This window comes from Paenibacillus sp. LjRoot153 (assembly GCF_964253085.1).
GTDB lineage: Bacteria > Bacillota > Bacilli > Paenibacillales > NBRC-103111 > Paenibacillus_E.
This window is the reverse complement of sequence record NZ_CAXUQH020000001.1, coordinates 3,306,570-3,322,322: the sequence shown is the minus strand read 5'-3', so window position 1 is coordinate 3,322,322 and position 15,753 is coordinate 3,306,570. Positions and strand designations below refer to the sequence as shown.

General features: G+C 46.0%; 11 protein-coding genes. 3 read left to right on the top strand and 8 right to left on the bottom strand.

From position 1 onward, the window contains the following. Positions 1–291: 291 nt before the first annotated feature. From ACSQ8P_RS13805 to ACSQ8P_RS13795, 3 genes are all read right to left on the bottom strand, one after another. On the bottom strand, positions 292–606 hold the full coding sequence (locus tag ACSQ8P_RS13805; protein ID WP_436239522.1) for an MGMT family protein: 315 nt from the start codon (positions 604–606) through the stop codon (positions 292–294). Continuing rightward, the gene (locus ACSQ8P_RS13800; RefSeq protein ID WP_436235722.1) at positions 603–1,691 is read right to left on the bottom strand and encodes a lactonase family protein; all 1,089 of its coding nucleotides are present in this window, start codon (positions 1,689–1,691) and stop codon (positions 603–605) included. Before ACSQ8P_RS13800 ends, ACSQ8P_RS13805 begins: the two co-directional genes overlap by 4 nt. Positions 1,692–1,938: 247 nt before the next feature. Then, positions 1,939–3,198 (bottom strand): collagen-like protein, encoded by a 1,260-nt coding sequence (locus ACSQ8P_RS13795; RefSeq protein WP_436235721.1) that lies wholly within the window; start codon positions 3,196–3,198, stop codon positions 1,939–1,941. A gap of 157 nt (positions 3,199–3,355) precedes the next feature. Between ACSQ8P_RS13795 and ACSQ8P_RS13790 the strand changes: the two genes are divergently transcribed. After that, positions 3,356–4,462: a CotH kinase family protein gene (locus ACSQ8P_RS13790; RefSeq protein ID WP_436235720.1), complete on the top strand. Its 1,107-nt coding sequence runs from the start codon at positions 3,356–3,358 to the stop codon at positions 4,460–4,462. 243 nt (positions 4,463–4,705) lie between these two features. On the opposite strand, the gene pruA is transcribed toward ACSQ8P_RS13790, so the two are convergent. Together pruA and ACSQ8P_RS13780 are read right to left on the bottom strand one after the other, a co-directional pair. Beyond that, the gene (pruA, locus tag ACSQ8P_RS13785; protein ID WP_436235719.1) at positions 4,706–6,277 is read right to left on the bottom strand and encodes an L-glutamate gamma-semialdehyde dehydrogenase; all 1,572 of its coding nucleotides are present in this window, start codon (positions 6,275–6,277) and stop codon (positions 4,706–4,708) included. Between the two features lie 35 nt (positions 6,278–6,312). Next, the gene (locus ACSQ8P_RS13780) at positions 6,313–7,227 is read right to left on the bottom strand and encodes a proline dehydrogenase family protein (RefSeq protein ID WP_436235718.1); all 915 of its coding nucleotides are present in this window, start codon (positions 7,225–7,227) and stop codon (positions 6,313–6,315) included. 231 nt (positions 7,228–7,458) lie between these two features. Here ACSQ8P_RS13780 and ACSQ8P_RS13775 point away from each other — a divergent pair, with 231 nt between their 5' ends. After that, positions 7,459–9,186 (top strand): sigma-54 interaction domain-containing protein, encoded by a 1,728-nt coding sequence (locus ACSQ8P_RS13775; protein ID WP_436235717.1) that lies wholly within the window; start codon positions 7,459–7,461, stop codon positions 9,184–9,186. 120 nt (positions 9,187–9,306) lie between these two features. Here the strand turns inward: ACSQ8P_RS13775 and ACSQ8P_RS13770 are convergent, their stop codons facing one another. From ACSQ8P_RS13770 to ACSQ8P_RS13760, 3 genes are all read right to left on the bottom strand, one after another. Next, positions 9,307–10,974 carry an exosporium glycoprotein BclB-related protein gene (locus tag ACSQ8P_RS13770; protein WP_436235716.1) on the bottom strand — a complete coding sequence of 556 codons (1,668 nt, stop codon included), beginning with the start codon at positions 10,972–10,974 and terminating at the stop codon, positions 9,307–9,309. A 542-nt stretch (positions 10,975–11,516) separates the two neighbouring features. Beyond that, entirely contained in the window at positions 11,517–13,400 is a 1,884-nt protein-coding gene (locus tag ACSQ8P_RS13765) for a collagen-like triple helix repeat-containing protein (RefSeq protein WP_436235715.1), read from the bottom strand. 341 nt (positions 13,401–13,741) lie between these two features. Next, positions 13,742–14,443, bottom strand: coding sequence for a class I SAM-dependent methyltransferase (locus tag ACSQ8P_RS13760; protein WP_436235714.1), 702 nt, complete (start codon positions 14,441–14,443; stop codon positions 13,742–13,744). A gap of 183 nt (positions 14,444–14,626) precedes the next feature. Here ACSQ8P_RS13760 and ACSQ8P_RS13755 point away from each other — a divergent pair, with 183 nt between their 5' ends. Beyond that, the gene (locus ACSQ8P_RS13755; protein WP_436235713.1) at positions 14,627–15,742 is read left to right on the top strand and encodes a glycosyltransferase; all 1,116 of its coding nucleotides are present in this window, start codon (positions 14,627–14,629) and stop codon (positions 15,740–15,742) included. The last annotated feature ends 11 nt before the right edge of the window (positions 15,743–15,753 follow it).

Genomic DNA, 15,753 nt, shown 5'->3' with positions numbered 1-15,753 from the left:
GACATCTTCGTTCCCTTAAATCGCCATATTTCGAGATCTCGTACATGTGAACTGTAACCTTGGATTTCAATTGCAGCCCTAGCATCCCCGGCATATAGGCAAAATCCAAATAGCGATATTCATTCTCTCCTCATTTGGGCATAAACAAAACGCCGCTTCCACCACGATCACTGAAAGGACTTACTCCTCAGTAACCATGATAAAAACGGCGTGTGCTTCACGACCCATTTCATTTTATTTGATAATAGTATACTAGTTTAAAGTGGCATCATACCAGAAGAAAATTGCGTTTCATTCCATTTCGGTACGAAGTTGATAGTCTGCTAGAGAAACCGTTTGATCTTCTGAAACATGGACGCCTTCAGATTCTAGCAAAAACCGCTGCAGCTGCGCACCCTCATCATCTTGGATCACGATTTCTCCACGAACATTGAGGACTCTGTGCCAGGGGAGACGAAACTTTTTGCTCATGGCATGCAGAATTCGCACAACTTGCCGAGCTGCTCTTGGACTCCCGGCTTGCCGCGCGATTTGGCCATACGTCATCACTTTTCCTTCGGGAATGGATCGGATGACTTCGAGAACTCTCTCCGTAAAAGGTGTCATTGTACCGGAAGGAACTTGATGCATACAGGCTGAGACATCTCAAGTACACTGCCAGTTGGGACTAGTTTCCCAGTCGTCTCATCGCGCGCAAAGCTAACGATATTGTCGGAATCTTTATTCGCGACTAGGACAAAACGTCCATCAGGCGAAATCCCAAAATTTCGTGGGTGCTTCCCAAGGGTTGGTGCATGTTCCACGACAGAGAGCTTTCCTGTTTGCTTGTCAATGGCATAAACTACGATGCTATCGTGTCCGCGGTTGGAACCATAAAGGTAGCGTCCGTCAGGTGAGACGTGGATGTCTGCGCACCCATTTTCGCCATCGTAGGAGGCTGGCAGGGTTGGAATCGTTTGGATTTCTGTTAGTTTACCGTGTTCTTCATCATAGCTGAATGCTGTAACCGTGGAACCGAGCTCATTAATCACATACCCGTACTTATAGGATGGGTGGAAGGCAAAATGGCGCGGCCCCGACCCAGGCGTGACAGACACTTCGCCATGTGGAATGAGACGCTTAGCGGCAAGATCGAGTTTGTATAGAATAATTTTATCAAGGCCTAAATCACATGCACCTATGAAACGATTCGCACGATCAACGAAAACGGAATGCGCTCGCGGCCGATCCTGTACGGGAAGTAGGCTCGCACCATGATGCTGCTGAATGTCCGCGGAAGTCCCAATCAGGCCATCGGCTATAATTGGAGATAAGCCAACCATACCACCATGATAGCTCGTAACCATTACGACTTGATTCATGTTGTCTAGCTGAATGTGGCATGTTGTCGCAGGCAGCGTGTTTTCCTGATTAAGTAGTGTTAATTCACCCGTTGCTGGCTGGATGGTGTAGGCACTAGCTGCTCCACATTTCTGACCTTCCGCACCAACACCTTCACCTAGTGCGTATAATCGCCAATTTGCTGCATCGACAGCTAGAAAGGTTGGATTTTGGAGACCCGTTACGTTATGGGTAAGCGCTAAGCTACCTGTTTCTGCATCAAATTGTGCCGTATAAACCCCCGGATTCTTCGCTTCGGCATAAGATCCAATAAAGGCTAAAGTTTGTTTCGTTTGTTGCTGCTTGTCCACGGATGTCACTCCCATTCATCTAATTTCACTATGAGCATTATCTCAAATCTGCCCCGTGTGGGCAACTATTTGATTAACTGTGGGGTTGGAGAAGTGAGATTAGCGGGAGAGTAATTTTCGCATGTTTTCTGCCATGAAAATTACTCATGGTCAACAACGCAAGGTAATCTACACAGATAACCTTTTTAGGTTGTTGACCATAAGTAATAATACCCGATCCAGACCGGCTAGGACGATCCTTCTCTATTTAAACAGCAGATGAAATATACACAGAGTAAACGGCATTTTGTGTAACGTTCATATTTAGGAATACTGAAATTGCATCATTTCTTATGACAGGGTTACCAGCTATATTACTGGTCCATGTTACTGTGGCATTTGGAGTGACTGCATATGGAGCACCATTGGAAATACGCACAGGCTGCGCTCCTACATCTGTAGGTCTAATTGAGAAAACTATGGTTCCAGTAAGGGCAGCCGTAGTTGTAAGAGTAATTGTAGATATGATGTTAGCTGCTAACGGTGCCGCTGCAGTATTAATAACATCAAAACATACTTGGAAAAGATACACTCCAGCAGGTAAGTTGTTTACATCTATTGCCCCAGAAAAAGCAACTACGCTTCCATTCGCAGCATCGACATAAGGTACCATATTGGAAAGCGCTCCAGGCGACCCTGCTAAACGTTGAAATCCTGCATTATTTCCACCAAAATTAAGAATTTTAGTGAAAGTAGTTGGTGTCGCTCCGGTTGCACCAGTTGCTCCAGCTGCTCCTGTTGCTCCTGTTGCTCCGGTTGCTCCAGCTGCTCCGGTTGCTCCCGTTGCTCCGGTTGCTCCGGTTGCCCCTGTTTCTCCAGTTGCACCAGCTGCTCCTGTTACTCCAGTCGCTCCGGTTGCACCAGTTGCTCCTGTTGCACCAGCTGCTCCGGTTGCACCAGTTGCTCCTGTTGCTCCAGTTTCACCTGTTGCACCAGCTGCTCCGGTTGCTCCTCCTGCTCCTGTTGGCCCAGTTGCTCCGGTTGGTCCCTGTGGACCACCAGCTGGTCCCGTCGCTCCGGTCGCTCCTGTGTCACCTGTTGCACCAGTTGCTCCGGTTGCCCCTGTTGCTCCGGTTGCTCCTGTTGCTCCAGCTGCTCCAGTCACTCCGGTTGCCCCTGTTGCTCCGGTTGCTCCTGTTCCTCCAGTCGGTCCAGTCGGTCCAGTCGGTCCAGTCGGTCCAGTCGGTCCAGTTACTCCTGTTGCACCAGCTGCTCCTGTCGCTCCTGTCGCTCCCGCTACTCCTGCTGCTCCTGTTGCTCCTGTTGCTCCTCTCTTCCCTCTCTTCCCTCTCTTCCCTCTCTTACAACACTTTGATGATGAGGACGTTGTCGTGCATGTTGTCGTGGACGTTGTTGTACAACAACAATCTGATTTCGATTTTTTCGGGTTTTTACTCATATAAATTTGTAGCTCCGGCTCAATCGAATCCACGACATGTTTAAGTTCCTCTTTATTTAACCGCTCCAATTATTCCACCTCTTTTTCATTGATTTAATAGTTTATGAACTAGAAAATATATTGCGAGGGCTAGAAGAAAAAACAAGCGTTTCCCTAGTAGAGTGACATTTCGCATGAAATCTTAATACTATATTATGTAAAAATACAACTTACAAGAGGTGGCAGAATGAGCATCAATGGTAATCTTTCTATCCCACATTTTCACATTACTGTAATTCCCGAGCAGCTCGAAAAATTAAACAAGAACGTGCACTTAGAGCTATGGATCCCAGCAGTCCTTCGCCTTGATCAAGATGAATATCAAATAAAGCTGGCATATCGTGGCTCGCATACCCGTAAATTTCCAAAAAAATCGTTTCAGGTCAAGTTCATTTCACCAATGGTGTACAAAGGAGAACGGGAATTTCATCTCAATGCCGAATATGCAGACCCCTCACTCATAAGAAACAAGCTTTCCTTTGACTTTTTTACCCGTATCGGTACCCTATCACCACAAACCTACCATGTGCTGCTGTCTATCAATGAACAATTTGCCGGTATTTATTTGAAGCTTGAATCTGTAGATAATCATTTTTTACAAACAAGAGAATTGCCGGACGGGCCGATTTATTACGCCATAAATTCGAATGCCAATTTCTCGCTTCTTAATCCTAAAACCTCTGAAGTTAAGGACTCCCTTGAAGAAGGGTATATGAGAAAGTGCGGAACGGCTGCGGACGATGCCGATTTACGCACGTTTATTTATAAAATCAACACAACCCCAGTCGCTCAATTTGAAGCCGAAATTGAAAAGCTGTTGGATGTCGAGAGTTACCTTCGGTGGTTAGCGGGAGCCGTATGCACTCAAAACTTCGACGGCTTTATTCATAATTACGCTTTATACCGAAATAGAGAAACAGAAAGGTTTACTATCATTCCGTGGGATTACGACGCAACCTGGGGAAGAAATGTGAACGGACACGTACTGAAGCATACGTATCTTCCGATAGAGGGGTTTAATACACTCACTGCGCGTATCTTGGACGTGTCCTCGTTTCGCTCATCATATTGTAGTCTTTTGCTTGCCATTTTTCGCGAGCATTTTACGGAGATGGCACTGGAGCCTGAAATTATTTCACTGCAGCAATTGCTTCATCCATTTATCCATCTTGATCCTAATAAAAAAGACGGCAATGGCATATTTTTAGACGAGCGAGGATTCATTCTTTCTTTTATCGAGAAGCGGAGGACATTTTTGATGGAGAGTATAGAGTCGTTTCAAGCCCAAAAATAAGGTAAACAAAGCTCAACCTCTGACCAGATCGTCCACATATCGGACGAGCGTGGGCTTCAACCTTAGGATCTCTCCACTAGTTGCCTGTTAGCTACGAAACGACTTGGCACGTACCTCGAATTAACTTGCATCTATTTGTTGTACCTAGCTTTGCTAGGCGCGCTAAAACATAAAAACCCCACTTCATCGAAGCGGGGCTTACTCTATCTATTGTCGCCTGCTTCTTCAGCCGGCAATTAATTCCTACACCTTACGCGAAGTCAACTTCGCTTGGGTCAACAACATCAAGTAGTCGTAGCCGCCAGCCTTGGAGTCCGTACCGGACATGTTGAACCCGCCGAACGGGTGCACGCCGACAAGCGCTCCTGTACATTTGCGGTTGATGTACAAGTTACCGCAATGAACGGTCTCCAACGCTTCTGCGATGCGATCTTCGTCCGTGGAGAAGTAAGATCCCGTCAACCCAAACTCCGTATCGTTGTACATCGCAATCGCTTCTTGCCAATCTACGGCTTTCGCGATCGCTAACACAGGTCCAAAAATCTCTTCCTGCATCAAGCGCGCTTTGCCGCTCACATCTCCAAACACGGTTGGCTGAATGTAATAGCCATTACCTTCTGCTTTGCCGCCACCTACTAGCAGCGTGCCTTCGCTTTTGCCAACTTCGATGTAGTCCAAAATCCGCTCATACGATGCTTTATCAATCACCGGTCCTGCCGCGAAGTTCAACTCCGGCAGACCGCTCTGTAGTCTGTTCGTGTATGCGACAACCTTCTCCACCACTTCATCGTAGACGGACTCTACGATAATCGCACGGGAACCCGCGGAGCATTTCTGACCTTGGAAGCCAAAAGCCGAAGCCACAATCGCAGCAGCAGCTGCATCTAGATCCGCCGTTTCGTCGACGACGATGCCGTCTTTTCCACCCATTTCAGCGATTACTCGCTTAATCCAAATTTGTCCTGGGGCCACATCAGCAGCCAAACGGTTGATCCGTAAGCCAATTTCTTTCGACCCCGTGAAAGAGATAAACCGAGTTTTCGGATGCGTCGTCAAGTAGTCGCCAACTTCAGCACCGCTGCCTGGAATGAAGTTAATGACACCCGCAGGCAGACCAACTTCTTCCATCAAAGCAACGAATTTATGTGCGATAACAGGCGTCGTAGAAGCTGGCTTCAGCAATACCGTATTCCCCGAAACAACAGCAGATACCGTCATCCCTACGCAAATCGCAAGCGGAAAATTCCACGGCGGAATTACAACGCCAACGCCAAGTGGGATATAGGAAATCTGGTTGTTCTCACCAGGAATTCTTACCAAAGGTTGTGTCTCATTGATCCCGCTCAAACGGATCATTTCACGCGCATAGAACTCGATGAAATCGATCGCTTCCGCGGTATCGACATCGGCTTCTACGTAGTTTTTGCCGGACTCAAGAATCATTAGTGCTGAGAATTCATGCTTCCGATCACGCATAAGCGCGGCTGCTTTGAATAAATATTCCGCGCGTTCTCTAGCGGGAACCTTTTTCCAGGACTCGAAGGTTTCGAGTGCAACGTTCATTGCTTTTTCAGCCAAAGCTTGATCCGCTTTACTCACGTACCCGATCACTTCATCCACATTGCCTGGATTGATCGATGTAATCTTCGCTTCTGTCATGATCTTCTCAGTACCAATATATAGCGGGTACTCGAGCCCAAGCTCGCCTTTCACCTTTGCGATCGCCGCTTGCATCGCCTTCATATTGTCCTCTAGAGCAAAATTCGTAAACGGTTCATTCGTGTATGGAATTACCTTTGTTGATAATGTAGTCATGTATAATGGCTCCTCTCCGAATAGAAAGCTTATTTTTATTTGAACATATTCTTAAGAACAAACCAGACATTCGCTGGACGTTCTGCTAATCTTCTCATGAAATATCCGAACCAATCGACGCCATACGGCACATAAATGCGGACACGATAGCCCTCTTTCACAAGCTGCTTTTGCAGGTCTTCACAGATCCCATAAAGCATTTGGAACTCGAACTGATCTTTCCCGATGTTATTCTCACTCACGAATTGCTTTGTAAAATGAATAATCGCCTCATCATGGCTCGCAACCGCGGTATAATGCCCGTTCATCAAATGCTTTTGAATGATCACTTTGTAATTCTCATCGACTGCACTTTTCTCTGGAAAAGCAACCTCTGGAGACTCCTTATAAGCGCCTTTAACCAATCGCAAATTCGCGCCTAGCTCATGTAGATCATCCATGTCCTTCAAAGTACGGAACAGATATGCCTGTATCACGATGCCTACATTTTCGTATTCTTGACGCAGCTCCCGGTAAATATCAAGCGAGACCTGACAGTGCGCATAATCCTCCATGTCAATCCGGACAAAGTTGCCATGCATCCGCGCACGCTCCAGAATCCTTTTCATGCTGCTTACGCAAAGATCTCGGCTAATATCTAGCCCTAAGGAGGTCATTTTCAACGATAAATTGGAGCGAACACCCGACTCCGCAATCGCATCGAGCGTTTGGATGCACATCGCAGCCGATTCCAACGCTTCTTCCACGCTAAAAACAAACTCGCCCAAATGGTCCAACGTCGCCACGCGGCCATCTTGATTCAATCCACGCACCGCATTGATCGATTGTTGAATCGTTTCACCAGCTACAAAACGTGCTGCGCCAAAACGGAGTCCATATTTCTTCGCTAAGCGATTGGCTGCGCGACTTTTGCCTAGGGATTGAAATATATTACGCATCATGAGTTCCATCTGTGGTTGCCTCCAAGGAGAAATTGTACACTTATGTTTAATTTATAATCGAATTATACACTTAATTTTTGATTTTGAACACTATATGTTTAAATATTTTTAGAACTTGTACAATCTTTCTTAAGAACCATTCATATCTGTACAATATTCAACTAAGGGCTGGGATGTGTTGAATCGTCTACCTTTTCATGGTAAATTAAAACCAAATATGGCGGATAAAAGAGGGTTAACATGTTCATTCCTGAACACTTTCCATTGCACACACAGTTTCAAACACTTCCTATAGAGACGACACTTACGGAGCTCACTTCTATTCTTCAAACAGGAACAGCCGCTATCGTTCAACAAGACCGTGTCGTAACGTTATTTACACCAGAGGATGCAGAGTTGTTAAAAGCTTTTCAATCATCTTCGGTGCTTGCACACCTTGTAAACATGGACTATTTTAAAATTCCTAGTTGTTCAATGAAGGAGCTTAGCAATCAAGACCACATTCAAAAGCTTATACGTGGAAGAATTCGCCCCTTTCTCTGCATCAAGGAACAAGACACCCTTCTAGGTTATGTCAGCCTTGCTGCGTATGCTGATTACGTGATGAAAGAGGGGCAGAAGTGGTACGCCTACTTCACTGCCCTAGCCGAAACCGTAACCGACGCCGTAACCGTCGTGGACCGAGAAGGGGCCGTGATTTGCTGGAACCTAGTCGCGGAAGATCTTTACGGATTGCCGCGTGCAGACATTGTGGGGAAGCGAATTGGGGAACATTTTGACGTCGAAACCTTGATGGTTCTGAAAATACTAGATGAAGGCAGGCTCATCCGCAATACGTATCACCGGCCAAGACCTGAGACGCATGTCCTCATTAACGCTTCGCCGATCAAAGATGCCGCAGGCACAATCATCGGCGGTATCGCGACAGAACAAGATATTACCCAATTGGTGCGATTGAACGAACAATTGACTACCGTTGAGTCAGTTGGGCTTCCTAGTGAAGCGTCGCAAGAGGACCCTTTTGCCCTTATTAAAGGAAAGGGGCCAGCCATCGGCAAGGTTATCCAATGGGCCAAAAAAGTCGCGGCTACGGATACCCCAGTCCTACTCATCGGAGAATCAGGGGTTGGGAAGGAGCAGCTCGCGCAAATTATTCATCAATCGAGCTCACGCTCGATGCATCCTTTTTTAACCGTACATTGCGGCATTGTACCAGCAGGCATTTTGGAGACGGAATTGTTCGGCTATCAAGGCGGGGCATTTAGTGGAAATGAAAGTGGTCAACCCGGCAAATTAGAACATGCCAAAGAGGGTACACTATTTATTAACGATATTGAGAAAATGTCTCTGGAACTTCAAGCCAAGCTCTATCGCTACATCACGCAGCAAACGCTTGTCCGCTCCGGTGGCAATCAACCGATCAATGTTCAAACGCGCATTATCATTGCAACCACGCAGGATCTAGCTAGCAGGGTTGCTTCCCAAGATTTCAGAACTGACCTTTACTATGCGCTTAATGTCGTCTCTATCCGTATCCCTCCTTTGCGTGAACGGAACGAGGATATCCCGGCGATGGTTCATATGTATTTGAAGCAATTTTCGATGCACTACCAGAAGCCAGCACCTGTCCTTTCCCCCGAAGTGATTCTGGCGCTGTCCCAATACGATTGGCCTGGCAACATTCAGGAATTGAAAAATGTCATCGAGCGGTGCATTATTTTAAATGAAGATGAGATGCTCACGCTTGAACATTTGCCACCTGCCCTCCAAGAGCAGCAGCCAAGTCTGATTCAGGATGCAGAAGCGTACGGTTTTCAACTGAAGGAAAAAGCTACAGAAACGGATGAAATCACGTTAATCGAAGAAGCTTTAGCCAAAACAGCGGGTAACAAAAGTGCAGCAGCAAAGTTACTTGGGATCTCTCGCGGAACGCTTTACAATAAGATGAAAGAATTCGATTTGGAGTAAATAGAGTGCACGTAATAAGAAAAAGCTCAAGTTACTACCATTCATCCCTAGTAATAGACTGGGTAATGAATAGGAGTTACCTTGAGCTTTGTTATTAATAACCTAACTATTATCTAAACATTAGTTAATCGTAATACCTGCACTAGCAAAGCCTATTACAGTTTCCAGAAGATCCAGACCGCCTGTATCGAGGGAGAATACCATTAAGAGGCGATCTTGTGCTGCAACTGCCACATTAACTGGAAGTATTGCATTCCTAGTCGTACCTATATTAATTAAACCAGTTAATGCTGGAGTCAACGGTAATACAGCAGAGGTCGGCGAGAAGATATTGCTGCCTGCAGCTGCTCTATATAAGGTTGCCCTGATCGTGACTGGGCTTGCCACCGTGACGCCAAGCGTAACACTGAAAAATGCAGATATAGATGTGACTGTTCCGGCGCGAGGCGAGGAGAATGCGAAGTCGAGAAGTCCACCGCTTGCCGAGAGATTGATAGTTGCTCCACCAACAACAACATTATCGACTGAACTTCCGAAGCCGATAAGGCCTCCAGTGTTGAGCACACCTCCTATAACCGATGCTAATGCTACTGGAATACCTGATGCAAATGGAATAATGGATCCCGGTCCGGCCGCTCCCGTTGCTCCTGTCGCTCCAGCTGCTCCCGTTTCACCTGCTGCTCCAGCTGCCCCCGTCGCACCTGTTGCTCCGACTGCACCAGCTGCTCCGGTTGCTCCGGCTGCTCCAGCTGCTCCCGTTGCTCCTGTTGCCCCGGTTTCACCTGCTGCTCCGGCTACACCCGTTGCTCCGGCTGCCCCTGTTGCTCCTGTTGCTCCGGTTTCACCTACTGCTCCGGCTGCCCCCGTTGCTCCGGTTGCCCCGGTTTCACCTGCTGCTCCGGCTGCCCCTGTTGCTCCAGCTGCTCCCGTTGCTCCTGTTGCTCCGGTTTCACCTACTCCTGGTCCCGTTGGTCCCATTGGTCCCATCTGACCTGTTGGCCCCATTGGTCCCATTGCTCCCACACCCGTTGGACCCATCGGCCCCATTGGTCCCATTGCCCCCACACCCGTTGGACCCATCGGCCCCATTGGTCCCATCGGACCCAAAGGACCTAACGGACCCATTGGTCCCATTGGTCCCATTGGTCCCATTGGTCCTGCTATTCCTGGTGCCCCGGTTGGTCCGATGCCCCCAATTCCGTATGGTCCTGTTGCTCCACGAGCCCCTGTTTCACCCTGCGGCCCCATCGGTCCATGGTCCCCTTTATCGCCTTTGTGACCTCTCTCACCTTTTGGACCTGTTGGACCTGTTGGTCCATGGTGTCCATGGTGACCTTGATCCCCTTTAGGACCTGTTGGCCCTGTTGGTCCTGTATGACCTCTTTTGCCTTTATCGCCATCTTCGCCTTTTTTCCCTTTTGGCCCTATTGGTCCTTGCGCTCCAGTTGCACCTGTTGCTCCTGTTGCACCGTGTGCGCCTGTTGCTCCTGTTGCACCGTGTGCGCCTGCTTCTCCGGTTGCACCTGTTGCACCTGTTGCACCGGCCGCTCCCGCTGCTCCAGTAAAGCCTCTGAAACCACGTGGACCGCGATTTCCTTTTGGACCTTTTTTACAGCATTTTCGCTTGATTTTCACGATAATAATCTTGCGGCAGTGCTTTTTCACTTTTTTCTTACGTTTGTGACAGCCACATCCACTAACTTTATGGAGCTTCGCCCCACTTTTTTTAATTATTAAACGCTTTTTCACTGTCATGGTACTTTTCTTTTTGCCAACTAAGAGACTCAATTACAACACCTCCTGTGATGCTTCATCATACGGATTATCCCAGGGGTTTGTCTGTACTTTTTGGCATTAGATGGTTGTCCATTACAAAATATGCATATGACTATATGTATTGAAAATGTGTTTCTTCAATAGAAGTAAGAGTTAAAGCTACCTACCTCGAGGAGGTTGAATGCAAGTCAGCCACTACCAAATTAATATGACGTACAGTTTATTATAATAAAAGTAGGCAAGTTGGTTTGGATAATCATACTGGTAATAGTGAAATAATAGTAAAAATTACACAAAAAAGACTCTATTTCCTAGATTTCATTCCTATCAAACATCTTAGGGTAATGAAAACTGACAGAATAGAGTCAATTATAAAACTGCTCCAAGTGCAATAGTTGTCATAGTAATTGCTCCACCAGATTCAAATGGAACATAGGCGCCTGATCCAGGTATACCTGTTGCTCCGGTTGCTCCTGTTTCTCCTGTTGCCCCTCTGTAGGCCTCACTTTGGACGTAAAAAAGGCATCCGCAAAACTGCGGATACCCTGCTCAATCTACCTTTGGTCACTAATTGAAGCATTGCTATTATTGGATGATAACACTGTCAAAGGATCGTAAGGCGTACCAGCTATTGTACCAGATAACAATGCAATATCAAATGCATTTATTGGAATTCCCCATGAGTTGCCTGAAAAAACAAAGATCGCCTGATCAACTACAAATCCACGAGTATTATAAACTACATTACTAATGATTTGACCAGTTGAATTTGGATTTAAATAAGCTGGTTGCCTGAGTGAATAAAAAATATTATTTTGAACAATTAGATTTGTTACATTAGATTGCGTTACAAATCCACGATTTACTACCCAACCTGTTGATGGTCCTGCTTGAGGCGGTCCATAAATAATATTATTAGTAAGCATATGATTTGTTCCGGCTAGTTGAATAAACTCAGTCGCATAAGGAACATCACTAGTAATTGTCAATCCGTCTATTGTTACACCATTACCCGTAACAAGAAAAGGAATTACGGCAGCTTGTAACGATATTAGGGTATCAGGATATCCTCTTAATGTTACCCCAGCTTTATTAATTACTATTTGCGAAACAAGAGGATAAGTTCCTCCTAATATATGAACTATTCCTGTTGGGGATACAGCCGTCACACCTTGTTGTATTGTACCAAATGGACTAGCCTGTGTACCATCTCCTCCAACTGCTCCTACTTGAACAAATACTTCAAATGGGTTGGGTTGAATCGAACCCATTGGTCCGGTTGCTCCTGTCATTCCCCGTTCACCAGTTGCTCCTGTTGCTCCTGTTGGTCCTATTGCCCCATCTGCTCCTGTTGCTCCTGTTGCTCCAGTTGGACCCTGTGGACCACCAGCAGGTCCCGTTGCTCCTGTTGCTCCTATGTCACCGGTTGCACCAGTTGCCCCAACTTCTCCTGTTGCTCCTGTTGCTCCTGTTGCACCAGTTGCTCCATCTGCACCTGTTGCTCCTGTTGCTCCTGTTGCTCCTGTTGCACCAGTTGCCCCAACTTCTCCTGTTGCTCCCGTTGCTCCGGTTGCACCAGTTGCCCCAACTTCTCCTGTTGCTCCCGTTGCTCCTGTTGCACCAGTTGCCCCAACTTCTCCTGTTGCTCCCGTTGCTCCTGTTGCACCAGTTGCCCCAACTTCTCCTGTTGCTCCTGTTGCACCTGTTGCTCCTGTAGCTCCAACTGCTCCTTCTACACCCGTTGCTCCGGTTGCTCCATCTGCACCTGTTGCACCTGTTGCTCCTGTTGCTCCTGTTGCTCCATCTGCACCTGTTGCTCCGGTTGGTCCCGGTGGACCACCAGCTGGACCCGTTGCTCCGGTTGCTCCTATTGCTCCTGTAGCTCCTGTAGCTCCAGCTCCTGTAGCACCTGTCACTCCTGTTGCTCCTGTAGCACCTACAGTTCCTGTCGCACCAGTAGCTCCTGTTGCTCCTGTCGCGCCTGTTGCTCCTGTCGCACCTGTAGCACCTGTAGCACCTGTCGCACCTGTAGGACCTGTCGCTCCTGTTGCTCCCGTTGCTCCTGTAGGACCTGTCGCTCCTGTTGCTCCCGTTGCTCCTGTTGCTCCTGTTGCACCTGTCGCTCCCGTTGCTCCTGTTGCTCCTGTTGCTCCTGTTGCTCCTGTTGCTCCAGTTGCTCCTGTCGGACCATCACCACCATCAGGAAATTCAATTTCAATTTCCCCACCGTTGTACAATTCAATCTCAATTTCCTCGACCTGAATCCAATCTATGTCTTCTAGAAAATCCTCAAGCTCGGACATTCTTTGAATGGGGCCATCGCCTATTTCGAACTTTATTTTGTATTCTTCTTCGTTAAAGTACTCAATTTCTATTTTTTTGATGTTCATTATTCCCACGATTCCAATTAAATTCATTAACTGAGCAAGTTTACTCAAAGAACTTACACCTCCTTATGATTTTAATACTAGTTACCTGCAATAAAGATATGTTTCTTTTAATAACACCAACCTCCCTTGCTTAAAATGAAACTACTCTAGTTTCCTCGTATAGTATATGTGTACAAACTTTCAGCGCATGGACGAATGAGAGAGGACAAATGATTGAAAAAAACATTATTTGTAAATTATTGATTGAATTAGGTGATGAAATTCGGGACTAGAGCCTTTCATCGCACTTCTAAACACATTTCGAACATGTAATAGTTGATAGACTTCAACTCATATGTACCTCAAAAAGAAGCGGCTGCGCCCAAATTTATGGGGAGCAGTCGCTTCTTTTATAAACCTGATGTATCCATAATATACTGCATCACCGTATCTACCTTTTTATCGCTAGGAACAAGAATTCCTAATCCATTATTCGTGCTAACGCGATGGAAACTTAGAGAGAAAGTCGTTACTTTTAAGAAATCTTCTATTGCTGTCAACACACCGTTTTCTTCCCCATATTCCTTCAGCGCATTGTACTGGGTTTCATTAATACCCCCTGTTTCAACGAGCTCGCTGGAGCCAGCTAACATCCCTTTTTGCGCATTTGGTTTAAGGTATTGGTTGGGAATGGTTTCCGGAAAGTAGTAAGAATCACGTCTTCCATATGGCCACTCCGTATCATGAAGAATGACAATCGGAAATTTGCCTGATCTAGTTGCCATTTGCTCAATTGCCATTAATTCATGATAAACGGTGTACCAATTATGGTCTCCGTCGATGAGAAATACATCTGCAGCTTGAATCTCTGATAATACCTCCAGACTGTGCTTTTTATGAACGACTAATTCCTCTGAAAATACAGCTTCATAAGCATAAGTATTAAATCCCGGTGCAGGATCAATGACCGTTAGCTTACCGTTCATCATTTTACAAAACTCAAGCAATTTTATGGTGGTACGACCACCTAGGAAAACGCCAATTTCTACAATGTGTGTAGCCTCGTATTTGATTAAAATGGGTTTAATTATTTTTTCAAAAAATCGATTCATACCGCACCTCCTCTTTGATCACCATATTCTGTCAAAGGAATTTTGGTTCGATATAAGCATCCTGTATACAAAAGATTCTCATGGTAAGGGGCATACCCTTTACTCACATGCCGTGCCCTCTAATTGAAACTATGAATAGTTTAGAAAGACCAGATTCAATTTTATTCCATGTATAGAAAGTGAGTGAACACGTTGATTACCATAAGTCTGTGCCTAATCGTTAAAAATGAGGAGAAAACACTTCGATCTTGTTTATCTTCCGTTGCGAAAGCGGTTGACGAGATCATCATCGTAGATACCGGTTCTACCGACCAAACGAAATCGATTGCAAGCTCCTTTACGGATCACATCTACGATTTTAAATGGATAGATGATTTCTCGGCAGCGCGTAACTTTGCTTTTCGGCAAGCCACGAAAGACTACATTCTATGGTTGGACGCGGATGATATTTTAAAGGAAGAAGATTGCAACAAGCTCCTAGCGTTAAAAACTGATCTGGAGCTATCCGTCGATTCGGTCACGATGTTTTATAATTATGCGTTTGATGAATTTGGCACCCCGACTTTCAGATTTAAGCGCAATCGGTTAGTAAAACGAGAGAACAAGTTCAAATGGATTGGCGCGATTCACGAATATTTAGAGGTTAGCGGGAATATTGTGGACTCTGACATTACCGTTACGCATTGCAGAATCCATACGAAGAGCGACAGGAACCTCAAAATATTCCAAAATAGACTGCTGCGTGGTGAGACGTTCACACCAAGGGATTTGTATTACTACGCGAATGAATTAAAAGATCATAACAAGTATGCAAAAGCAATTATTTATTACAATAAATTCTTGGCGAATGGCAAGGGCTGGGTGGAGGATGAAATCTCCTCTTGCAGTAATCTAGCGGATTGTTACCATCAGCTAGGCAACAGTGAAATGGAATTACAGTCCGTATTCCGATCCTTTCAATATGACAGCCCGCGTGCTGAGTTCTGTTGTCGTCTAGGCTATTATTTTCTAAACCGTAAGCAATACGAACCAGCTGTGTTTTGGTACAAATTAGCTTCAGAACTGCAGGTCCCTGCACACAATTTGGGATTCTCTAATCCTAAATTTTCAACATGGCTGCCACATCTACAGCTCTGTGTCTGTTATGACCATCTAGGGCAACACACCAATGCTTATAAGCACAATGAAATTGCCCGCACCTACAGACCCAAAGATCGGAGTATCCTGCATAATAAAAAGTACCTTGAATCCGTTCTGCATCTTTCGGACAGCTCCGAAGCCGCAGAAAATGAGAAATGAGAAAACAGCGG